A 20203-nucleotide genomic window follows, 5' to 3' on the forward strand; every position below is an offset into this window, starting at 1 on the left:
GGCCAGTAGTATAACCACAAATCAAAAAGGAGATGTCATGACCCACCGTGTTCATCCTCAGCCTCGAAGCGGGGCTGGCTATTTGTTACAAGGTTTTTCACTAATGCTGACGCCGGGATTACGGCGTTTTGTCGTGATCCCGATTATCGTCAATGTGTTATTGATGGGCGGCGCATTTGCTTATTTGTTGTCTCAATTTGGCGATTGGATTGATACTTGGCTTGCGACCCTCCCAGAATGGCTGTCTTGGCTGTCCTTTGTGCTTTGGCCGCTGGTCGTGATTGCTATCTTGGTGGTGTTTTCCTACTTCTTTAGCACTTTAGCTAACTGGATTGCAGCACCATTCAACGGTTTATTGGCGGAACATTTAGAGGCCAAGCTGACCGGCGCCCCCTCGCCCAATGACGGCATGCTCGATGTGGTTAAAGATCTGCCACGGGTAATGAAACGCGAATGGCAAAAACTGATGTACTACATTCCCAAGGCGCTGGGGTTGCTGCTGCTATTATGGATCCCCGCCTTAGGCCAAACACTCGGTCCTGTGTTGTGGTTTTTATTTAGTGCTTGGATGATGGCCATTCAATACTGTGATTATCCGTTTGATAACCACAAGGTGGCCTTCCCCACCATGCGCGACAGCCTGAAACAACGCAGAGGCACATCGCTCAGCTTTGGGGCTGTGGTGATGCTGTTTACCATGACGCCAGTCCTGAACCTGTTAGTTATGCCTGCTGCCGTATGTGGCGCCACTGCATTGTGGGTCGACACTTATAAATCACGACTCGGGCGCTACTAGCTGGTTGTGACCTCACCCAAAAACCTCTACGCTCAGAGAGAAAAGCTCACAATTTCAGTGGGCTTTTCTTCTATTTGCCAATCATATATTGGTCGATGTCACAATAAGATATAACCAACTGATCCTTTTCAAAACAGGCATCAGAGATATGCTTATAGCCAAACTAATCGGTGTCATGAAGGAACGATACAATGGGTAAGATTTACGAAGACAACACACAAACTATCGGTAATACCCCGCTGGTTCGCCTCAATCGCGTAGCTAAGCCAAACGTGCTCGCCAAAATCGAAGCGCGTAACCCGAGCTTCAGCGTCAAGTGCCGAATCGGCGCCAACATGATTTGGGACGCCGAGAAAAAAGGCACCTTGAAACCCGGTATTGAGCTGATTGAACCGACCAGTGGTAACACGGGGATTGCACTCGCTTATGTTGCCGCCGCACGTGGTTATAAACTCACCCTAACGATGCCTGAGTCGATGAGCTTAGAGCGTCGTAAGCTGCTTAAAGCGCTGGGCGCGAAGCTGGTGCTGACCGAAGCGCCGAAAGGCATGAAAGGGGCAATCGCAAAAGCAGAAGAAATCATGGCCGCAGAGCCCGGCAAATACCTAATGCTGCAACAGTTCGATAACCCTGCTAACCCTGAAATTCATGAAAAGACCACGGGACCTGAGCTGTGGGACGATACAGATGGTGAGATTGACGTGTTTGTTGCGGGTGTCGGTACTGGCGGAACACTGACCGGTGTTAGCCGCTACATCAAAAACACCCAAGGTAAGGCGATCACGACCGTCGCCGTTGAGCCTGCAGAGTCGCCTGTGATTGCACAAACTTTGGCCGGTGAAGATGTGCAACCTGCCCCTCACAAAATTCAAGGCATTGGCGCGGGCTTTGTTCCTAAAAACTTGGATGTCAGCCTGATCGACAAAGTGGTTTCCGTCACCTCAGATGAAGCCATCGAAATGGCACGTCGTCTGATGGAAGAAGAAGGCATTTTGGCTGGTATTTCATCAGGTGCGGCTGTGGTCGCTGCCAACAAAATTGCTGAGCTTCCTGAGTTTGCAAACAAGAAGATCGTCACAATTTTGCCAAGTGCTGCAGAACGTTATCTCAGCTCACCGCTATTCGCAGGCATGTTTACCGAGCTAGAAAACGAACAGTAACAGCAGGTTAGTGCGTAAAGCACATTTACCTCCCCCTGACAAAAGGCCCACATCGGGCCTTTTTTGTTTGATTTTTATATTAAGCTTTAGTAAAAAACGTCTGCCTTTTTATTTTCCGCATCAAAATAAAAGCGACATCACCTGATGAGCGGAAGGTCAAAAACGGCAAAAAGATGACAGGAAATTGACATGGATTAAGCTATACGGTCAATTTCTTGGTTAGGTTAACGCCAACGGATAGCGAAAATGCCCGTCAGCGGTTAAGCTAATCTTAGATTTAATACATAGATTTAAAAAAATAGAGATACGGGGTGAATCATGTATAAGAAGCAAGTTGAAATTACTGCAGAAAACGGCCTACACACTCGTCCAGCAGCGCAGTTCGTGAAAGATGCGAAAGCCTATGATGCTGACATCACTGTTGAGTCTAACGGTAAAAGCGCGAGCGCAAAAAGCCTGTTCAAACTTCAAACCCTTGGCTTGACCAAAGGCACCATGGTGACTATCTCTGCTGAAGGTGCGCAAGCACAAGAAGCGGTTGATCACCTAGTAAAACTGATGGGCGAGCTGGAGTAATCCGGCTCTTTTTCTATCGGTTTTAAGTTTGGTAAACGTAAGGTAAAGCTATGATTTCAGGCATCCTGGCATCACCTGGTATTGCTTTCGGTAAAGCACTGCTGCTGCAAGAAGAAGACGTTGTAATCAATAAAAACAAGATTGCCGCGTCTCAAGTCGATCAAGAAATTCAGCGCGTATTGGATGCTCGCGAAAAGTCTAAGACGCAACTTGAAGCGATCAAAGACAAAGCAAGGGAAACCTTCGGCGAAGAGAAAGAAGCCATCTTCGAAGGTCACATCATGCTGCTAGAAGATGAAGAGCTGGAAGAAGAAATTGTCAGCTTCATCAAGTCAAACCTAGCAACCGCCGACCACGCCATCTACAGCGTGATTGAAGAACAAGCGGTGACGCTTGAGTCACTCGACGACGATTATCTGAAAGAGCGCGCCGCAGACATTCGTGACATTGGCTCACGCTTTGTGAAAAACGCGCTAGGCATCAACATGGTGTCTCTCAGTGCAATTAACGAGCAAGTGATCTTGGTCGCCAACGATTTAACGCCTTCTGAAACGGCGCAAATCGACCTGAACCATGTGCTGGGCTTTATCACAGACATTGGCGGACGTACGTCTCACACCTCGATTATGGCACGCTCACTTGAGCTTCCAGCCGTGGTGGGTACTAACGATGCGACTGCGAAAATTAAAAATGGCGACATGCTGGTACTGGATGCCGTAAACAACAAGATTGTTGTGAACCCATCTGAAGACGAGTTGGCGAAATTTAAAGCCATTCGCGATCAGTACCAAGCGGAAAAAGCTGAGCTGGCAAAATTGAAAGATTTGCCTGCAATTACGCTGGACGGTCACCAAGTTGAAGTCTGCGGTAACGTAGGTACTGTCAAAGACTGTGACGGTGTCAACCGTAACGGTGGTGAAGGTGTCGGTCTTTACCGCACCGAGTTCCTATTTATGGACCGTGATTCACTGCCTACCGAAGAAGAACAGTATCAAGCGTACAAAGCGGTCGCTGAGGCGGTTGATGGTCATCCAGTGATCATCCGTACCATGGACATTGGTGGCGATAAAGATCTGCCATACATGGATCTGCCTGACGAAATGAACCCATTCTTGGGTTGGCGTGCAGTGCGTATCAGCTTGGATCGTCGTGAAATTCTGCGTGACCAACTCCGTGCTATTTTGCGTGCATCTGCACACGGTAAAGTCCGCGTGATGTTCCCAATGATCATCTCTGTTGAAGAAATCCGTGAGCTGAAAACCGCGCTAGAGACCTACAAAGCTGAGCTGCGTGAAGAAGGCCTCGCCTTTGATGAGTCACTAGAAATTGGTGTGATGGTAGAAACACCAGCGGCCGCCGCCATTGCTCATCACCTTGCTAAAGAAGTCGACTTCTTCAGCATCGGAACTAACGATTTGACCCAGTACACCCTGGCTGTCGATCGTGGCAACGAACTGATTTCTCACCTGTACAATCCGCTGTCACCGGCAGTATTGACGGTTATCAAGCAAGTGATTGATGCCTCACATGCCGAAGGTAAATGGACCGGAATGTGCGGAGAACTTGCAGGGGATGAGAAAGCAACGTTACTATTGATGGGTATGGGCCTGGATGAGTTCAGTATGAGTGCCATCTCTATCCCTCGCATCAAGAAGATTATCCGTAATGCCAACTTTGCTGATGTGAAAGCGATGGCCGACACAGCCCTCAATCTGCCAACTGCGGCAGAAATCGAAGCCTATGTCGAAAAATTTATTGCGGAAAAAACCGTCTGCTAATATACAATCAGCAAAGAATTACTGCTTAGGAGCAACACTATGGGTCTGTTCGACAAACTGAAGAAGTTGGTGTCAGAAGACAGCAACGACGCAAGTGCTATTGAAATTATCGCCCCATTATCGGGTGAGATCGTCAACATTGAAGACGTGCCTGATGTTGTGTTTGCTGAGAAAATCGTCGGTGATGGTATTGCAATCAAGCCTTCAGGCGACAAAATGGTAGCACCTGTAAACGGTACTATCGGTAAGATTTTCGAAACCAACCACGCTTTCTCTATCGAGTCTGAAGATGGCGTTGAGCTTTTCGTTCACTTCGGTATTGATACCGTTGAGCTGAAAGGCGAAGGCTTTAAGCGTATTGCAGAAGAAGGCCAAACAGTGAAAGCGGGCGACACCGTGATCGAGTTTGACTTGGGCATGCTGGAAGAAAAAGCTAAATCAACGCTAACACCGGTTGTTATCTCTAACATGGACGAGATCAAAGAGCTGACTAAGCTTTCTGGTGCCGTCACTGTAGGTGAAACACCTGTACTGCGCGTGACCAAGTAATTCAAATTTGGTCGACGATAAGAAAACGCAGCCTCCGGGCTGCGTTTTTTATTGCCCGTTATGCAACACCGGGTTGGCTAAGACGCTCCACATATTGCGCTAACGTGGCCTGTGAAGGCATAAACATAATGGCGCCGGTCACCGCTTGGGTAAAGCTTAACATCATGTCGGTTTTGCCATCGCGTTCACCAAACATGCTATCTAACATCACATCCAACGGATGTTGCTGTTGGCAATAGGCAAGGAACAATAGCCCATGCTCGCCACTGACACTGCCGTATGGCAGGCTCTGACGAAGAATTTTCAGGCCGACCCCGTTTTCTTTGATGTCCACCCGCCCAACGTGGGATGTATCCGGCATGTCCTCAAGTTCGATGGAGTCAGGCTTGGTGCGTCCAATCACCTTTTCTTGTGCCGCTTGCTGTAACCGCTCCCAAGCTGGTAGATCATGGACATAGCGTTGGACCAAAGCCACACTGCCCCCTGCAAACGGTCCGTCTGGGATCACTGCAACCGCTTCACGCGCAAGGCCTTGCGGATTTTCCGTGCCATCGATAAATCCTGTCATATCACGCGCATCGAGATAGCGGAACCCTGCTGTTTCATCCACTACATCCACGACTTTCTTAATGGGCGTTAACCATTGTTGAAAAACATAGAAATTCAAATCGTGCCGCAAACCATGAAGATGAATAAAAACATCACAGTCAGTGTGAGGCGCCCGATGTTTGCGACTCTCTCGGGGATGAAAGTCTGTCACGCCCTCCGGATAAGCTAACCCGTGGGCACGACAAAAAGCAGGGCTAAATCCGACCGCCACGCCCATCTGAGCATCACCGAAGACCTCTTGCGTTTGCTTAGCAATCTCAGCCAACCGCTGACATTGCTGTAGCACCAAGGCGGCATCGTTAGTGACCTTAAGCATCACATACAATGCATAGGGTCCACCATCAGGGACAATCGCGGACTGTGCCTGTGTCATGTTACTTCTCCTTTGTACTTATTGTTTTCTGTGGCGCTTAAATGTAAGCCGCTGATAAATTGGTAAAAAAAACGTTTCACCCGTCGGCTTCTTAACCAATACAAGCTCCCCCACACCACCCATAATCCGTGGCATGCAATCAACCAATGAAACTGCCCGTCAGTGGCCATTAACGTCCTAAGCACCTGCGCCCCTTCCCAGCACCAGACCGGCCAAATTAAGGCATAGCCCCAATGCCAAAGGCGCTGAGCCCACCAAGGTGCACGGTGACAATTGCCAACCAACAACAGAAGTATGAGAGGCAACACGCCCACCGCCAAACTGGCGTACAAGGCAGATTTGTCTGGATAAAATAGTGTCAGCAATTCACTGCCTTGCTGTCGACTAACCCCTGCCATCGCCAGCAGCCACCATGCACGGCTTAATAAAATAAGACAGATCAGATAAGTTACGGGCGCTTTTAAAAAGCCCTTCTCGTCATAATGATGAAGTGTGTCCATGTGTATGCCAATATCATTGCGCTATTGACCAACATGACGCCCACGCCGAAAAACTGCAAGATCCTGATGAGAATTTGTTACTCTATTCACCTGATTTATCATCCGCAGTACGGAGCAAACATGGGTAAACAAGCAGCCGCTGTTTCGCCTGAAACACAGCAAGAAGCCATGCGTGTGGCCAAAGCGACACAAAAGCCTGGGCAAACCAAAGCCCAAACCAAACTGATTGCCCAAGGCATCGAGAAAGGTATTGCGCAATATAAGAAAGAGCAAAAAGCCAAAGCGCGCGCACACGACAAAGCTCGGAAGAAAAAACAAAAACAAGCGAGTGAGCACACCGACACTGTCACTGCTAGCGCACCGCCACAACCGACAACATCTGCGCGCGATCGCAGCGATAGCCGTCTACCTTGGCTATTATTGGTGATCAGTTGGATTGGCTTTATTGGTTACCTATGGGTGGGATAATGATAAGAACACGGACATTGGGGTTACTCGTGGCATTGACGCTTACAGGGTGCTCGACAGGAGACAAGATCATGAAACAGCCGCCGGTTACCGCCTGTGGAGACAGCCCTAACTGCGTATCAAGCAAGGATACTCGACCCAAGTTTGCATTATCACCTTTCACCCTGACCAGTGAGTCTGTCCGGTTTGACGATATCGTCAACACCATTGCCAGTCTATCGGGCGCGAAGCTTATCTCTCAACAAGATAACTATGCCCACTTTACCTTCACGACCCCAGTACTGCGCTTTGTCGACGACGTCGAAATATCAGTGCACGGCACAGAACTGACGCTGCGCTCCGCATCTCGTGTTGGCTACTATGATTTTGGTGCCAATCGACGACGCGCTGACGCAATTCGTCAGGCGTTACGCGATACCAAACTCATTACACCGTCGCCTTAGTTGATATAAGAGCGAATATCGCGCTTCTTATCTTCAACCCAGTCGCGGCGGAAGGGGCCCCAGTCTTTTAGCTGGTAGTACCCATCATTGTGGCGCTTGCCATCTTGGATAAAGGTCATATCGATTCCCAAGCCCGATAGCGACTTTAAGACATCTTGAATGGTGCGACGTGGCCAGCCCGTCGCTTCAATTAAGCGCGGTACATTAGGACGTTCCATTTCTTCAACAAGCGCGGCGAGATACAAGCGCCGTGCAAACACAGGATTTAGTTCCATACGAACCTCCGAAAGTTCTGATTAATCCCATTATTCATGTCGGGTAATAGGAGGTTTTGCGTTCGATCAAAACGCCATCAAATCGACGTGCTGCAGGCGTATTTAGCGGGAGAATTCACAGTCTGCGCGAGATCTCTACCTTGCTATTCATCAGCACATCGATCCCGCGCTAGGTATTGCGTTCACTCTCAACCAGTGTCACTCTTTAATCACGCAAAAACACGACCTAAAAAATCATGACAACTGTATTTGGCATTAAAAACTGCGACACCCTAAAAAAAGCGCTGAAATGGTTAGATAACCAAGGCATCGACTATCAGTATCACGATTATCGCAAGGATGGCTTAGACGCGTCGCTGCTGCGCACCTTCGTTGCTGAGCTCGGCTGGGAAGCGTTGGTGAATAAACGCGGTACGACCTACCGCCAACTGAGCGATGAGCAAAAAGCCAGCCTCGATGAAGCCAGTGCGATAGCCATCATGCTCGATAACCCTGCGATCATTAAACGCCCCCTACTCGTACACAAGGGTAGCTACTATCTCGGCTTTAAAGAGAACCAATACGCTGACATTTTTGCGTAATGTGATATTCCGTTCATTCTCGTTGTAAGGAAACTAAGATGACTGACAGTGCTACCCTGTCTTTGGCAAAAGATTTGATTAACCGTGAATCAGTCACCCCAGAGGATGCGGGCTGCCAAGATGTAATGATTGCACGCTTAAAAGCATTGGGCTTTACCATTGAGCCGATGGTCTTTGAAGATACCACCAACCTGTGGGCACGCCGTGGCACCCAAGGACCATTATTTGCCTTTGCTGGTCATACCGATGTGGTGCCCGCCGGACCGCGCGATCAGTGGCACACGCCACCGTTTGAAGCCGTGGTGATTGACGACCATCTCCATGGTCGCGGCGCCGCCGATATGAAAGGTTCACTGGCCGCAATGGTGGTGGCGGTTGAGCGTTTTGTCGCTGAAAACCCAAACCACCCCGGCTCGATTGCCTTTTTGATCACCTCGGATGAAGAAGGGCCATTTATCAATGGTACGACGCGCGTGGTTGATACACTGGTCGCACGCGATGAAATCATTGATATGTGCATTGTTGGTGAACCTTCGAGTACCCATCATGTGGGGGATGTAGTCAAAAATGGCCGTCGCGGATCAATTACCGGCGATTTGTATGTGCAAGGCACTCAAGGGCATGTGGCCTATCCTCACTTAGCCAATAACCCCGTGCATCAGGCCATGCCGGCCCTGACTGAGCTCGCGCAAACGGTGTGGGATAACGGGAACGACTTCTTCCCTCCGACCAGCTTTCAAATTCCTAACATTCAAGCGGGAACTGGGGCTGCGAATGTGATCCCGGGCGAGTGTCATGCACAATTTAACTTCCGCTTTAGTACCGAGCTTGATAGCGAAACCATCAAGCAACGGGTCTACTCCATCCTTGATGCTCACGGGTTGGAGTATCGTCTTGAATGGACCCATAGCGGCGATCCCTTTTTAACCGACAAAGGCACCCTACTCGATGCAGTGGTCGAAGCGGTGGAAGAAGTCAATCATCAAACGCCCCAGCTGTTAACCACAGGTGGCACGTCTGATGGTCGCTTTATTGCTAAAATGGGCGCACAAGTGATTGAACTGGGTCCGGTGAATGCCACAATTCATAAAGTGAACGAGTGCGTCAGCATTCCCGATCTTGAAAAGCTCACCGACATGTACCAAAAAGTGCTGGAGAAAGCCCTACGTTGACCTTAAGCCTTGCACAATTAACCGGACAAGATACGCAATTTCTCGTGCCAATCAATGCCCGGCCAAATGCGCCTTGTTTGCACCCCGAGGTGCTTGAGCACTTTGAGGCGTTGCGCCACAGTGCGCAACAAGCCGGCTTTACGCTAACCATCGCCAGTGCTCATCGGTCTTTTGATAGACAACTGGCGATTTGGAATGGCAAATACCGAGGCGAAAAGCCGGTCTTAGACGACCACGGCCAACCGATTGACATTCACACCCTCAACGATAACGAGCGAGTGAGAGCTATCTTGCGTTGGTCCGCCCTGCCGGGCACCAGCCGTCATCATTGGGGAACGGATTTGGATGTGTTTGACCAACAGGCATTGGCACCCGGTGAATCGTTAGCGCTGACACAAGCAGAATACGATCATGGACCTCAGGCCCGATTCGCAAATTGGCTGCACGCTCATGCGCCGCGCTACGGATTTTTCTTCCCCTATGCGCAGGACCATGGAGGCGTTGCTCGCGAGCCGTGGCACATTAGCCATATCGCCACCAGCCAACCTCTGCTTAATACCTTGACCGTAGATGGCTTGCATCGCGTGATTGCGCAAGCGCCCATTCTGGGACAGCAGGCTATTCTTGAACAACTAGATTGGATATATTCAACCTATGTCACCAACATCTGCGAGGTGCACTCATGGAATGGCTAACCAATCCTTATGTGATTATCGCGATTGTGGTCGCGGTCGTGGTCAGCAATATTATGGCGCTTAAGTACACAGCGAATGCTAAGTTTGGGCTTAAATATAAAGATAAACCTGACGATAAAACCGACGCTGACGAAACACACCCCGACGACACTCCATCGACAAAAAAATAGCGCCATCATGGCGCTATTTTCTCTCAAATAAACGCAAACGTTTGCGTTTTTAAGCCAAAAAATTACAGGTTCAGGCCGATACGCTTCGCCACTTCAATGTAGGCTTCAACAACGCCACCCAAGCCTTGACGGAAGCGGTCTTTATCCAGTTTTTCTCGGGTGTTGGCATCCCACAAACGGCAGCCATCTGGGCTAAACTCGTCACCGAGGACAATGTTTCCTTGATGGTCAACACCAAACTCGAGTTTGTAATCCACCAGCAACAAGTCACCTTCAGCAAACAAAGCTTTCAGCACATCATTAACCTGATAGGTCAGCGTTTTCATGGTCTCCAGTTGTGCTTGTGTGGCAAACCCTAGCGACTCACAGAGCGACTCATTGACCATAGGATCATGCAACGCATCATTTTTAAGAAACAGCTCAAATGTCGGTGGCGTCAACGCCGTGCCTTCTTCAACGCCTAGGCGACGACACAAAGACCCGGCGGCAATATTACGGACCACACATTCTACTGGGATCATCTCCAGTTTTTTTACCACCGCTTCGGTATCAGACAATAGCTGATCCATTTGGGTCGGGATGCCAGCCGCTTCCAGCTTTTGCATGATGAAGTGGTTAAACTTGTTATTCACTTCCCCTTTGCGATCTAGCTGCTCCACTCGCTCACCGTCAAACGCAGAGGTGTCGTTACGAAAGTGCAGAATAAAGCGGTTTTCATCATCAGTTGCATACACAGACTTCGCTTTGCCGCGATACAACTCAGCACGTTTTTCCATTACCTATACTCTCCATTAGGCGCTAAAAACGAGGGACGCCATAAGGCGTCCCTGGGTGATTATGGGGTTGGCGCATTGCCAAGCTGGGCAATAACCGCTTTCAGTGCAGGACTCAAGGCTTTGAGCGTTTCCTCTTTCACTGGTTTCCCTTTGCTGGTGGTCACGTTGATTGAGGTTCGGTTCCCCAAATCGCCTAACAGCAAGGTATAGCTATTATCGCTTAAACTAATTGGCGCAACGCCCAACGCTTGCCAACTTTCATCGCTGGGTGCGACGTGGCGTGTTTTCACAGTGCCTTGCGACTGATTGCGGCTTTCAATGGAAAAACCGAGCGGCTTGATGATCGCTGGCAGCTTTTCCCACACCACATCATACGGCGCGCGGGCAATAATAACCGGCAAACCGCTGCGATCAGTGCCAAAGCTGATTGGAATATCAGACTGGCGCTGCTGTGCGACACGGCGAGCTTCGGCACGCAAGGCGGCATCATGACTCACCGTGATCAAATTAGTCATCAGAGTGTTATAACGCTCGCTTAGGGCGGGCGTCAGCGGCTGCTCACCTTTTTGCACACTCCATTCAATCAAGTTGACACCGAGGGCGAAACGACGGCCCTGCTCCAGGCGAGCAATACGAAAGCGCGCCTGATGCTCGCTGTCTTCTTTTTCCCACGCAATCCAGCCCGTCTCGAGCTGATTCTCTTCGCGCTGAGCAACCGGGATGGTGCCGTCATCCGCCAAGCGCTCCACGGTTTGCCAAAGTGAAGACAGCTGCTTTTCATTCACCACCGCTAAGGTAACCCCGCGGCTGTCTCGCTCAATGCGTGCTCCCGGCACAAGGTCCAACACCTGACGCGGCGGACGAATGTCTACGTCTTTGCCCACCTCTCCCTCAAAATCTTGTGATGGGATTTGGTAGTTGGTTGAAAAGTAGGGCGCTTGGTCTGGCAACGTTTGCCATTCTGAAAGCGGGGTCGTGTTTAAATAGTCGAAATCATCTTTCGCCTGACGACGTTGCTCGGCGCCACCACTGCAAGCAACCAATCCGGTTACCATGATGGCACAAAGGCCGAGCCTAAATACTGGTTTCATTCGCACTCCAACAGCTTAAACAACACCTGCAACCTGCATGGCCTCGCGCACGGTGGGGCGCAAGTGTTCGCTTAATTCGGTTAATGGCAGACGTAGATGGCCATCCTCAATCAAGCCCATTTCACGGACTGCCCATTTCACAGGAATCGGATTGGCCTCGTCAAAGAGGTGGCGATGCAATGGGATCAAGGTTTCGTTAATCGCGTGTGCTTGGTCAGCCTCTCCGGCACGGGCGAGTTGGATCATTTTCGCCATCTGTGCCGCAGCCACGTTATTGGTCACGGAGATCACACCGTGGCCCCCTGCAAGCACAAAATCGAGACCTGTTAAATCATCGCCACTGAATAAGAGGAAGTCGTCGCCACAAAGTTCCTTATGAATGGCTACGCGGCTCACATCTGCCGTGGCATCTTTTAAGCCGATGATGTTGTCAAACTGTGCCAAACGCGCCACGGTTTCGGGTTGTAAGTCAACGGCGGTACGCCCAGGCACGTTGTACAAGATTTGTGGTAAATCGCTTGCTTCGGCGATCGCTTTGTAATGCTGGAACAAGCCTTCTTGAGTGGGCTTGTTGTAATAAGGGGTCACGCTCAAACAAGCTGCAACGCCTGAGCCTGCAAACATTTTACTGAAGGTAATAGCTTCATGAGTGGCATTGGCCCCCGTACCCGCGATAACAGGGATACGGCCATCGGCGAATTCCAAGGTCTTTAAAACGACCTTGATATGTTCGTCAACCGTAACAGTCGACGACTCACCGGTCGTACCAACTGCGACAATAGCATCGGTTCCCGATTGGATATGGAACTCGACCAGTTTTTTCAGGCTAACGTAATCAACTTCGCCGTGTGCATCCATTGGTGTGACAAGCGCCACAATGCTTCCAGAAACCATGTTTGTCTCCCTTCGTGTTAATGATGCAATGTTACTTTTGGCGTCTGGCAAACACAAGAACAACCCTACGCGCAACACAGGATTACCAGAAAATTTTTTCGTCGCTGCCAGACCGTGTGATTAAGGTACCATTCAAGGTGACCAACATGGGGTTAATTTCCGGTCAAAGGATGTCAGCGCACAGTGATCGCCACATCAGCGGGTTGCGTAAATTCGTCAAGTCCCTATCATCGTTGAATAACTCGCGAACAACAAAAAGGAAACCTCTCGCATGCAAACCTTGACTGCTGGCGCCACCGCGCCTGACTTCTCACTACAAGATCAAAATGGCGATACGGTCACGCTTAGCCAATTCAAAGGCGACAAGCGTGTTCTGGTTTACTTTTACCCAAAAGCCATGACCCCGGGCTGTACGACGCAAGCTTGCTCACTGCGTGATACCAAAGCAGAACTGGATGCGTTGGACACCGTGGTGTTGGGGATAAGCCCCGATCCGGTAAAAAAACTGGCGCGCTTTGTTGAGCGTGACTCACTGAATTTCACCTTGTTAAGCGACGAAGACCACGCTGTCGCCGATGCTTTTGGTGTTTGGGGACCGAAGAAATTCATGGGTAAAGAGTACGATGGCATTCATCGCCTCAGCTTTTTAATTGGCAAAGATGGCAATGTTGAACATGTGTTCAACAAGTTTAAAACCAAAGACCATCACCAAGTTGTGTTGGACTACTTACAGCAAGCCCGATAGCGGTTATCGCCGTCCATTTCCCTTAACGACAAAGAGCATGGCAAACGCCATGCTCTTTTTTGGGGAGCGAATACACCATTAACCCACGGGTTTGGCTAATCCTTCTGGGTAGCCCCGCTCCGTCGCTAATTGACACGCGGTCGCAACAATCTGCGCGTGACTCGGACGCGGCAAAGGATAGGTTGCGTCAGGCGAAAGCCATCCAACATCTTCAAAGTGCGAGAGAACCTTGTTGATAGCAGTCAGTGCCGAAGAGGCTTTGACAATCTCTAAACGTGCATAACGCTCACCATCGAACGACACATCAGAGGCACGCAAAGACGGATCCTCTCCGGGGATCTGTTGTGCGCCACACAGTGGTTTCCCCCCCACTTCAGCGTCCTGAAAATCAGGGAGCCACTGCGCGAAGTGCGCAATTGCCCGCTCGGTGCGCTCGCAGGCATGTGACCATGACCAACCTTGATCGATGTTTTTCACATACTCGGCAGCCACAGCCGGCTGCGCCGAGTCGTGGGTGCTACTGACTAAGCCCCCTTCGAACAAAGTAATGTCTTTGGTCATGCCATGGAGCTGGAAGAAGCCATCAGGATACGGCGTCAGCTGCGCCATGCCTTGTGGCGTACCGCGTTCACCGTGAACAATGATTTCTGGCCACTGACAAGTACTGCTTGGCCAATGGGCAATGTAAGCCGCTTTGTATTCGACAAGACGACGACGCGCAAAACCCGCTTGATCATCAATGGTACCAGTTCTAAAACCCGCCGCATTAATCAGATAATCCACATCCGTTGATTGAACTTGCCCGTGTGCATCTTGGTAGGTGACTGTCCACCCCGCGCCATTTGCTTGGGTGTTAATCACTTTATGATTAAACGCGAGCTGGCAGTGCGAGACGTCGGCAAGGGCGAGTTGCGCTTCAGCGGCAAGGCGGAAAACACTCAAACCATACTCTTGTACCAATACCAGCGGATACTTCATGCTATCGAGGCGCAAGGACTTTGCAACGGGCCACATCCAGCGTTCGGCCGCGTCGGTTAAGCTTTCATAGTCTCGCTGTTTTAGCGCGGCTAAATCGGCTTGATGAAAGAGGCGAAAATACTCTTCGGGTTCGCCCATCACCTTGTTGGCATTATCCATCTCGACAAGTTGCGCGTAGCGTGCTTGCAGGGTCTCTAGGCGCGCAATCACACTATCCAGAGATCCTTTATCTTGCTGAGGAACAGCCAGAACCGTAGGACGACGGTTGACTGAGTGTGGGTACATGCGCACTGTCGCAACGGACTGCTCGAGCAAGGTTAAGCACTGATCGAGTGAAATTTCACGGTAGAGGTTGCCCCCTGCATGCAAGTGGCAAATAGGTGGACCATTCACTAACCCAGTGCCTGCTTCAAACAACTGGGTGTCGATACCACGCTCTGCCAGCCGCAGCGCCGCCGTTGTTCCCGCGACACCGCCACCAATGACCGCGACACGAAACCGATTTACCTGTGTTTGTTGTTGCCTATGTTGTTCCATGCCAACTCTTTTCTATGTACTGCTTTTTTTGGGCCAAATTGGTGCGGAAAAGGCACGCGCTTCCCCGCTCAACCTTGTTTATTAGAGCGGCGAACGTGAGATGGATCACTGAGCATCAGGTTTCGGATCGTCCTCAAGCTCAATCACAGGCAACGCCTGCCAAACCGCCTTCACCAAGGTCGCCAATGGAATAGCAAAAAATACGCCCCAAAAGCCCCAGAGTCCACCGAAAACCAGTACGGCTATTATGATGGCAACGGGATGCAAGTTGACAGCCTCAGAAAACAGCACTGGCACTAATACATTGCCATCAAGCGCTTGAATCACGCCATAAGCAATCATGACGTACCAAAACTCAGGCGTGAGCCCCCACTGAAACAGCGCCACGATTGCGATTGGTAAGGTGACAACCGCCGCGCCGATATAGGGGATCAGCACCGAGAACCCGGTCGCTACGCTAAGCAGTACCGCATACTCGAGCCCTAACACGCTGAACGTCACATAGCTCACGCTGCCTACGATCAAAATTTCCGTGACCTTGCCACGAATATAATTGGAGATTTGTTGGTTCATTTCATGACCCACACGCGAGGCTAAGCGTCGATTACGGGGCAATAAACCTTTAAACATGGCCAACATTTCTTGCTTATCTTTAAGCAGGAAAAATACCAACAGCGGCACTAACACGAGATACACCGCCAAAGCGACCAAGTTCACTAGCGAAGACAGGGATCCTTTCACCAAGGTTTCGCCCATACGTAGCACGTTATTTTGCAGCGTATCGACAAAGGTGTTGATCATATGAGGCTTGATCAATTCAGGGTAGCGTTCAGGCAAGCTTAGCATCAGCGCCTGCACGTTATTAAACATGTTGGGCACATCCGCCACCAAGTTTACCCCTTGGTTCCAAATGGTCGGCACTAAACCAAAGGCCGCCATCATAGTCATGCCCACAAACAAAGTGCTGACCACCATCACCGACAAGGTGCGCGGCAAACCAATGCGGGTTAAGCGATTAACGGGCCAATCCAGTAAGTAAGCAATCACAATGGCAGCCAGTAACGGCGCCAGTAAATTGCCAAAGAAATAGATAGTGATAAAGCCAACCAGCAAGATGGCAACCAAGCTCACTGCATGTGGGTCGGAGAAGCGCCGCCGATACCAGCGGTTTAACATATCAAACATAATCGATCCGTTATTCTTTGGTTACTTTCAAGCGCGCCTGTTGTGGCCTATCCAGCCACTCGATGATAAAGGTTTGCTGTTCAAAATAGCGCGGAATGTCTTGTTGCGCGCCGGCATCCCCCAGCAAAATGATAAGCTGATCACCCTGTCCTAACTGTGCGGCAGCACGTTTGGCAAGCAGTAATGCCATCGGGCAGACATGCTCACGTAAATCAAGCGTTTGACATTCCATTCTGTCTCACCGGTAGGTATTATCGCCTGCATTGTAATGGACATTAGACAGAACGCCAACGAAACCCACACGCATTTTATTGGTCTGTATCCTAGGTTACATTCCGTTTGCTAACGAAAGGTTCACGCTATCATGCCGCTACGTGCTTTGCGCCATTCACACTCTCTTCTGCCGTCTAAACGGTCGGGTCGCCGCTTGTTGGCCTATCTGTTAGCGGGCCTTTTGGCTACCGCCCCCGCTACCGCCAGCACCGAGCAATATGGATTCGATTTACCGGATATCGGCACCGCCGCTGCGGGGACACTGACCATTGCGCAAGAGAAGGAATTTGGTGATGCCTATATGCGGATGCTGCGCGCCAGTAAACCCATTATCAGCGACCCATTGCTTTCTGAGTATGTGAATGCGCTCGGCCATCGTCTTGTCGCCAATGCCAATGATGTGCGCACCCCTTTTCAGTTTATTCTCATTGATAACCAAGCGATTAATGCATTCGCGTTCTTCGGCGGTTATGTCGCTATGCATTCTGGCTTGTTTTTACATGCCAATACTGAGAGTGAACTTGCGTCCGTCATGGCGCATGAAATCGCCCACGTGACACAGCGTCACTTAGCCCGCAGCATGGAAGACCAAGCCAAGAAATCCCCACTGACAGTGGCCGCACTGGTGGGGTCGCTGATGCTCGCCATTGCCGCACCAGAGGCCGGTATTGCCGCTGCTCATGCTGCCACAGCAGGCACCATTCAAAGCCGTATCAATTATACGCGCCGGAACGAAGAAGAAGCCGATCGGATCGGCATCGACACCTTAGCTCGCGCCGACTTCGATGTCAGCGCAATGCCTCGCTTTTTCACTCGACTGGCCGATGAATATCGCTACGCCAGTAAGATGCCGGAATATTTCAGCACTCACCCGTTACCCGAATCACGTATCACCGACTCTCGGGCTCGAGCGCGGCAATACCCTCAAAAGCGTGTGCCTCTGTCGCCCGACTACCAACTGGCACGTGCTCGCATCGTGGCCCGTTATAGCGGCATCGCCGCCGAATCGGCGATGGATTGGTTTGAGCGTAAGCTGAAAAAAGCATCACCGGCGGAAAAACAAAGCCTCAACTATGGCGTGGCACTCTTGCACATTGATGCGCGTCGCTTCGATGAAGCACGCGCTTTGCTAACCCCCCTTATTCAAGCGCAACCAAACAATCGCTTTTTCATCGATGCGATGACAGATCTTGATATTGGCGAGAAGCACTTTGATAAAGCGCTTTCACGGCTGAATGATGCACTCGCCAATCAGCCCGACAACCGCGTCCTACTCCTGAACCGTGCTTATACGTACGTCAAAGCCCAACGGGGTCAGGAAGCCATTCCGGCGCTCGAGCGTTACACCCACCAATATCCCGATGACAGTAACGGCTGGTTTTTGTTACAACAAGCGTATGAGAGTACCGGTACGCATCGGGATGGCGAGCTTGCCGCCCAAGGCGAGCGCTACGCGTTGCGTGGTCAATGGTCAAAAGCCATTCGTAATTACACACAAGCCAGCCAACTTGTCGAGTTGGGAAGCTTGGCACAAGCACGCTATGATGCGCGGCTTGATCAGCTTCGCCATCAGCAAGCGCGCTTTAACGCCCTAAAAGATCGTTAATTCATTCAAATAAGGATATCTGTCGTGACCACTATTACGCTTTATCACAACCCGCGTTGTTCCAAAAGCCGTGAAACACTTGCACTGCTCGAATCCAATGGCGTGCAACCAAACATCGTTAAGTATCTGGAAACGCCTCCGTCAGCCGACACGCTGACCGCCTTGAAAGATAAGCTCGGCATCCGCTCATTCCGCGACATGATGCGTACCAAGGAAGCAGACTATAAAACCGCGCAGCTGGGTGATGCCAGCGTGACGGAAGCACAACTGCTCGACGCGATGGTCAACAACCCTAAACTCATTGAGCGCCCGATCGCCGTTAAAGCTGAGCGTGCCGTTATTGGTCGTCCACCAGAAAATGTCCTGGATCTTTTGGCATGACAAAGGTACTGGTGCTTTACTACAGCCGCTCAGGCAATACGCGCAAACTGGCGCAACAGCTTGCGCGAGGCATTGAATCTCAGGGCGTGGAGGCCGTGTTACGTACGGTGCCAGAATTGCCGAGTTACACAGACGGAAAAACACCGGCCCATTCAGCCAGCGATCCTTTTGTGACTCGCCAAGACTTGCTCGACTGTGACGGGCTAGCCTTAGGTAGCCCGGTGCGTTTCGGCAATATGGCCGCACCACTCAAGCATTTTATCGACAGTACCAGTGCCGAGTGGCTCTCTGGGGCCTTAATCGATAAACCTGCCGCTGTGTTTGGGGCCGGCTCTATGCTTCATGGTGGACAAGAAACCACCCTGCTCACCATGACGGTGCCCCTGCTACATCACGGTATGATTCTTGTTGGCGTACCGCACAGTGAAAGCGCACTGCACACCACTCAAGGCGGTGGTTCGCCCTATGGAGCCTCGAGTGTGAGCGACGCTCAAACGCCTTTGCTCGCCGATGAGAAAAAAATAGCCAATGCGCTCGGCCAACGGCTCGCTTCACTCGCGCGCACGCTCAACCCCACTAGCTCTTAAAAGGACATCACAGTGACTGACCCTCGTCTTGCATTGATGCGTAAACTCTCGCTTGCCAGCAACCTTGGCCTAATCGCTTGGGTAGCGCTTTGGCACGCCTACCTATCTCCTCACCCGCACTTAAACGCGTGGGCGGTCACGATCGGTTGGCTGGTGCCTTTGCTGTTGCCACTACCTGGATTGATTAAGGGCAAAGCGTTCACTCACGCCTGGGCCAACTTTATTTTAATGTTTTACTTTTTGCATGCCCTGACCCTGATATATGTCGATGAGGGCGAACGCTGGCTGGCAGTCGCCGAGCTTGTGCTGGTCAGCTGTGCATTTTGGAGCAATATTGTGTTTGCCCGCTGGATGGGAAAAGCGCAAGGACTTAAATTGCCTCGACTATCTCAGGTTGAGAAAGAAGAAAAAGCACGCTTTGAAAGTGCCAAAGGTGAAGAATAAGCCCGCCTGATGCATGGATAACGCAAGGGCCGGGGTTGCCGGCCCGCTTTTGATTTAGGCTGGGTAAGCGCGACGGGTAAAAAAGCGATGCCCGCATTTCACACAAGGATGAATCACATCCACGCGATTATGGCGAGTCTGGTGCTGGCATTGTTCACATTGCAATATACCTAACCCCACAATCTCCCCGGCTTCGTACACCCCTTGATGCTGCAAATCATCAAACACTTCACGCCATTCCAACTGCGTTCGATCGGTGATCTCCGCCAGTTGTTCCCAAATGGTGTCCGCAATCAGGTCGTTAAAAACTTCACTGTCTATCTCATCGGCCTGTGATTTGTCATATTGCGCGCCAAACGCTCTCACATCACGTTTGAAGTACGCCTCAATCAATGCCCATTCATCTTTGGTCAAATCCGCTGCTGCCTTAAGGTATTGCTCCGACAACTCCACCCAGCGCGCAAGGGATTCAGGACTGTTTTCCAGCGCCTCTTTAACGCGCTCGATGATGCTTTGTTGGGGATCTTTCTCTTTATTCATCGTCCTGCTCCTGATTCAAGT

26 protein-coding genes are annotated in these 20203 nt (G+C 50.7%); 16 read left to right on the forward strand and 10 right to left on the reverse strand.

Annotation, left to right across the window (positions count from 1 at the left end):
- Positions 1–37: 37 nt before the first annotated feature.
- From cysZ to crr, 5 genes are all read left to right on the forward strand, one after another.
- The gene (cysZ, locus tag BGK46_RS04635) at positions 38–796 is read left to right on the forward strand and encodes a sulfate transporter CysZ (RefSeq protein ID WP_069587397.1); all 759 of its coding nucleotides are present in this window, start codon (positions 38–40) and stop codon (positions 794–796) included.
- Positions 797–987: 191 nt separating this feature from the next.
- Entirely contained in the window at positions 988–1956 is a 969-nt protein-coding gene (gene cysK, locus BGK46_RS04640) for a cysteine synthase A (protein ID WP_069587398.1), read from the forward strand.
- 318 nt (positions 1957–2274) lie between these two features.
- A complete protein-coding gene (locus BGK46_RS04645) occupies positions 2275–2532 on the forward strand; it encodes an HPr family phosphocarrier protein (protein WP_069587399.1) in 258 nt (85 codons plus the stop codon).
- 50 nt (positions 2533–2582) lie between these two features.
- Positions 2583–4310 carry a phosphoenolpyruvate-protein phosphotransferase PtsI gene (gene ptsI / locus BGK46_RS04650; RefSeq protein WP_069587400.1) on the forward strand — a complete coding sequence of 576 codons (1728 nt, stop codon included), beginning with the start codon at positions 2583–2585 and terminating at the stop codon, positions 4308–4310.
- A gap of 39 nt (positions 4311–4349) precedes the next feature.
- Positions 4350–4859: a PTS glucose transporter subunit IIA gene (gene crr, locus BGK46_RS04655; RefSeq protein ID WP_069587401.1), complete on the forward strand. Its 510-nt coding sequence runs from the start codon at positions 4350–4352 to the stop codon at positions 4857–4859.
- A 58-nt stretch (positions 4860–4917) separates the two neighbouring features.
- On the opposite strand, the gene BGK46_RS04660 is transcribed toward crr, so the two are convergent.
- A complete protein-coding gene (locus tag BGK46_RS04660; protein ID WP_069587402.1) occupies positions 4918–5841 on the reverse strand; it encodes a Dyp-type peroxidase in 924 nt (307 codons plus the stop codon).
- Positions 5838–6341: a DUF2919 domain-containing protein gene (locus BGK46_RS04665; protein WP_069587403.1), complete on the reverse strand. Its 504-nt coding sequence runs from the start codon at positions 6339–6341 to the stop codon at positions 5838–5840. Before BGK46_RS04665 ends, BGK46_RS04660 begins: the two co-directional genes overlap by 4 nt.
- 120 nt (positions 6342–6461) lie before the next feature.
- Here BGK46_RS04665 and BGK46_RS04670 point away from each other — a divergent pair, with 120 nt between their 5' ends.
- Both BGK46_RS04670 and BGK46_RS04675 read left to right on the forward strand, forming a co-directional pair.
- Complete coding sequence (locus tag BGK46_RS04670) at positions 6462–6809, forward strand: DUF2956 domain-containing protein (RefSeq protein WP_069587480.1); 348 nt, start codon at positions 6462–6464, stop codon at positions 6807–6809.
- A gap of 71 nt (positions 6810–6880) precedes the next feature.
- Positions 6881–7252 carry a DUF1499 domain-containing protein gene (locus BGK46_RS04675; RefSeq protein ID WP_157893177.1) on the forward strand — a complete coding sequence of 124 codons (372 nt, stop codon included), beginning with the start codon at positions 6881–6883 and terminating at the stop codon, positions 7250–7252.
- On the opposite strand, the gene BGK46_RS04680 is transcribed toward BGK46_RS04675, so the two are convergent.
- The gene (locus BGK46_RS04680) at positions 7249–7527 is read right to left on the reverse strand and encodes a winged helix-turn-helix domain-containing protein (RefSeq protein WP_025740011.1); all 279 of its coding nucleotides are present in this window, start codon (positions 7525–7527) and stop codon (positions 7249–7251) included. The two genes, BGK46_RS04675 and BGK46_RS04680, sit on opposite strands and share 4 nt — an antisense overlap.
- 233 nt (positions 7528–7760) lie before the next feature.
- Here BGK46_RS04680 and BGK46_RS04685 point away from each other — a divergent pair, with 233 nt between their 5' ends.
- From BGK46_RS04685 to BGK46_RS04700, 4 genes are read left to right on the forward strand one after another with little or no spacing between them, the layout of a single operon-like run.
- Entirely contained in the window at positions 7761–8108 is a 348-nt protein-coding gene (locus BGK46_RS04685) for an ArsC family reductase (RefSeq protein WP_069587405.1), read from the forward strand.
- Between the two features lie 38 nt (positions 8109–8146).
- The gene (gene dapE / locus BGK46_RS04690) at positions 8147–9280 is read left to right on the forward strand and encodes a succinyl-diaminopimelate desuccinylase (RefSeq protein ID WP_069587406.1); all 1134 of its coding nucleotides are present in this window, start codon (positions 8147–8149) and stop codon (positions 9278–9280) included.
- Complete coding sequence (locus tag BGK46_RS04695; protein ID WP_069587407.1) at positions 9277–9975, forward strand: M15 family metallopeptidase; 699 nt, start codon at positions 9277–9279, stop codon at positions 9973–9975. The genes dapE and BGK46_RS04695 overlap by 4 nt, the downstream gene beginning before the upstream one ends.
- Positions 9963–10145: a DUF2897 family protein gene (locus BGK46_RS04700; protein ID WP_069587408.1), complete on the forward strand. Its 183-nt coding sequence runs from the start codon at positions 9963–9965 to the stop codon at positions 10143–10145. Before BGK46_RS04695 ends, BGK46_RS04700 begins: the two co-directional genes overlap by 13 nt.
- A 62-nt stretch (positions 10146–10207) precedes the next feature.
- On the opposite strand, the gene purC is transcribed toward BGK46_RS04700, so the two are convergent.
- The 3 genes from purC to dapA are packed head-to-tail and all read right to left on the reverse strand — an operon-like array spanning position 10208 to position 12906.
- On the reverse strand, positions 10208–10921 hold the full coding sequence (gene purC / locus BGK46_RS04705) for a phosphoribosylaminoimidazolesuccinocarboxamide synthase (protein WP_069587409.1): 714 nt from the start codon (positions 10919–10921) through the stop codon (positions 10208–10210).
- Positions 10922–10980: 59 nt separating this feature from the next.
- Positions 10981–12012: an outer membrane protein assembly factor BamC gene (bamC, locus tag BGK46_RS04710; RefSeq protein WP_069587410.1), complete on the reverse strand. Its 1032-nt coding sequence runs from the start codon at positions 12010–12012 to the stop codon at positions 10981–10983.
- Between the two features lie 15 nt (positions 12013–12027).
- Positions 12028–12906 carry a 4-hydroxy-tetrahydrodipicolinate synthase gene (gene dapA / locus BGK46_RS04715; protein WP_069587411.1) on the reverse strand — a complete coding sequence of 293 codons (879 nt, stop codon included), beginning with the start codon at positions 12904–12906 and terminating at the stop codon, positions 12028–12030.
- 271 nt (positions 12907–13177) lie between these two features.
- Here dapA and bcp point away from each other — a divergent pair, with 271 nt between their 5' ends.
- Positions 13178–13651 (forward strand): thioredoxin-dependent thiol peroxidase, encoded by a 474-nt coding sequence (gene bcp, locus BGK46_RS04720; protein ID WP_069587412.1) that lies wholly within the window; start codon positions 13178–13180, stop codon positions 13649–13651.
- Between the two features lie 78 nt (positions 13652–13729).
- Here the strand turns inward: bcp and BGK46_RS04725 are convergent, their stop codons facing one another.
- The 3 genes from BGK46_RS04725 to BGK46_RS04735 form a co-directional block, all read right to left on the reverse strand.
- Entirely contained in the window at positions 13730–15166 is a 1437-nt protein-coding gene (locus tag BGK46_RS04725) for an FAD-dependent oxidoreductase (protein WP_069587413.1), read from the reverse strand.
- A 105-nt stretch (positions 15167–15271) separates the two neighbouring features.
- Positions 15272–16351: an AI-2E family transporter gene (locus BGK46_RS04730; RefSeq protein WP_069587414.1), complete on the reverse strand. Its 1080-nt coding sequence runs from the start codon at positions 16349–16351 to the stop codon at positions 15272–15274.
- A gap of 10 nt (positions 16352–16361) precedes the next feature.
- Positions 16362–16583 carry a sulfurtransferase TusA family protein gene (locus BGK46_RS04735; protein WP_069587415.1) on the reverse strand — a complete coding sequence of 74 codons (222 nt, stop codon included), beginning with the start codon at positions 16581–16583 and terminating at the stop codon, positions 16362–16364.
- A 132-nt stretch (positions 16584–16715) separates the two neighbouring features.
- Here BGK46_RS04735 and BGK46_RS04740 point away from each other — a divergent pair, with 132 nt between their 5' ends.
- The 4 genes from BGK46_RS04740 to BGK46_RS04755 are packed head-to-tail and all read left to right on the forward strand — an operon-like array spanning position 16716 to position 19642.
- The gene (locus BGK46_RS04740) at positions 16716–18230 is read left to right on the forward strand and encodes a beta-barrel assembly-enhancing protease (RefSeq protein ID WP_084781269.1); all 1515 of its coding nucleotides are present in this window, start codon (positions 16716–16718) and stop codon (positions 18228–18230) included.
- Positions 18231–18254: 24 nt separating this feature from the next.
- On the forward strand, positions 18255–18611 hold the full coding sequence (gene arsC, locus BGK46_RS04745; protein WP_069587416.1) for an arsenate reductase (glutaredoxin): 357 nt from the start codon (positions 18255–18257) through the stop codon (positions 18609–18611).
- Positions 18608–19198 carry an NAD(P)H:quinone oxidoreductase gene (wrbA, locus tag BGK46_RS04750; protein ID WP_069587417.1) on the forward strand — a complete coding sequence of 197 codons (591 nt, stop codon included), beginning with the start codon at positions 18608–18610 and terminating at the stop codon, positions 19196–19198. Before arsC ends, wrbA begins: the two co-directional genes overlap by 4 nt.
- A 36-nt stretch (positions 19199–19234) precedes the next feature.
- Positions 19235–19642, forward strand: coding sequence for a DUF2069 domain-containing protein (locus BGK46_RS04755; protein ID WP_069587482.1), 408 nt, complete (start codon positions 19235–19237; stop codon positions 19640–19642).
- Positions 19643–19696: 54 nt separating this feature from the next.
- Here the strand turns inward: BGK46_RS04755 and BGK46_RS04760 are convergent, their stop codons facing one another.
- Positions 19697–20182 (reverse strand): zinc ribbon-containing protein, encoded by a 486-nt coding sequence (locus tag BGK46_RS04760; protein ID WP_069587418.1) that lies wholly within the window; start codon positions 20180–20182, stop codon positions 19697–19699.
- Between the last annotated feature and the right edge of the window lie 21 nt (positions 20183–20203).

The organism is Salinivibrio sp. SS2 (genome assembly GCF_001722075.1).
GTDB classification, from domain to species: domain Bacteria; phylum Pseudomonadota; class Gammaproteobacteria; order Enterobacterales; family Vibrionaceae; genus Salinivibrio; species Salinivibrio proteolyticus.

Bases quoted from the DNA above. Each gene is read 5' to 3' on its own strand.
- cysZ (WP_069587397.1), top strand. From the start codon at position 38: ATGACCCACCGTGTTCATCCTCAGCCTCGAAGCGGGGCTGGCTATTTG.
- cysK (WP_069587398.1), top strand. From the start codon at position 988: ATGGGTAAGATTTACGAAGACAACACACAAACTATCGGTAATACCCCG.
- BGK46_RS04645 (WP_069587399.1), top strand. From the start codon at position 2,275: ATGTATAAGAAGCAAGTTGAAATTACTGCAGAAAACGGCCTACACACT.
- ptsI (WP_069587400.1), top strand. From the start codon at position 2,583: ATGATTTCAGGCATCCTGGCATCACCTGGTATTGCTTTCGGTAAAGCA.
- crr (WP_069587401.1), top strand. From the start codon at position 4,350: ATGGGTCTGTTCGACAAACTGAAGAAGTTGGTGTCAGAAGACAGCAAC.
- BGK46_RS04660 (WP_069587402.1), bottom strand. From the start codon at position 5,841: ATGACACAGGCACAGTCCGCGATTGTCCCTGATGGTGGACCCTATGCA.
- BGK46_RS04665 (WP_069587403.1), bottom strand. From the start codon at position 6,341: ATGGACACACTTCATCATTATGACGAGAAGGGCTTTTTAAAAGCGCCC.
- BGK46_RS04670 (WP_069587480.1), top strand. From the start codon at position 6,462: ATGGGTAAACAAGCAGCCGCTGTTTCGCCTGAAACACAGCAAGAAGCC.
- BGK46_RS04675 (WP_157893177.1), top strand. From the start codon at position 6,881: ATGAAACAGCCGCCGGTTACCGCCTGTGGAGACAGCCCTAACTGCGTA.
- BGK46_RS04680 (WP_025740011.1), bottom strand. From the start codon at position 7,527: ATGGAACTAAATCCTGTGTTTGCACGGCGCTTGTATCTCGCCGCGCTT.
- dapE (WP_069587406.1), top strand. From the start codon at position 8,147: ATGACTGACAGTGCTACCCTGTCTTTGGCAAAAGATTTGATTAACCGT.
- BGK46_RS04700 (WP_069587408.1), top strand. From the start codon at position 9,963: ATGGAATGGCTAACCAATCCTTATGTGATTATCGCGATTGTGGTCGCG.
- purC (WP_069587409.1), bottom strand. From the start codon at position 10,921: ATGGAAAAACGTGCTGAGTTGTATCGCGGCAAAGCGAAGTCTGTGTAT.
- bamC (WP_069587410.1), bottom strand. From the start codon at position 12,012: ATGAAACCAGTATTTAGGCTCGGCCTTTGTGCCATCATGGTAACCGGA.
- dapA (WP_069587411.1), bottom strand. From the start codon at position 12,906: ATGGTTTCTGGAAGCATTGTGGCGCTTGTCACACCAATGGATGCACAC.
- bcp (WP_069587412.1), top strand. From the start codon at position 13,178: ATGCAAACCTTGACTGCTGGCGCCACCGCGCCTGACTTCTCACTACAA.
- BGK46_RS04725 (WP_069587413.1), bottom strand. From the start codon at position 15,166: ATGGAACAACATAGGCAACAACAAACACAGGTAAATCGGTTTCGTGTC.
- BGK46_RS04730 (WP_069587414.1), bottom strand. From the start codon at position 16,351: ATGTTTGATATGTTAAACCGCTGGTATCGGCGGCGCTTCTCCGACCCA.
- BGK46_RS04735 (WP_069587415.1), bottom strand. From the start codon at position 16,583: ATGGAATGTCAAACGCTTGATTTACGTGAGCATGTCTGCCCGATGGCA.
- BGK46_RS04740 (WP_084781269.1), top strand. From the start codon at position 16,716: ATGCCGCTACGTGCTTTGCGCCATTCACACTCTCTTCTGCCGTCTAAA.
- wrbA (WP_069587417.1), top strand. From the start codon at position 18,608: ATGACAAAGGTACTGGTGCTTTACTACAGCCGCTCAGGCAATACGCGC.
- BGK46_RS04755 (WP_069587482.1), top strand. From the start codon at position 19,235: ATGCGTAAACTCTCGCTTGCCAGCAACCTTGGCCTAATCGCTTGGGTA.
- BGK46_RS04760 (WP_069587418.1), bottom strand. From the start codon at position 20,182: ATGAATAAAGAGAAAGATCCCCAACAAAGCATCATCGAGCGCGTTAAA.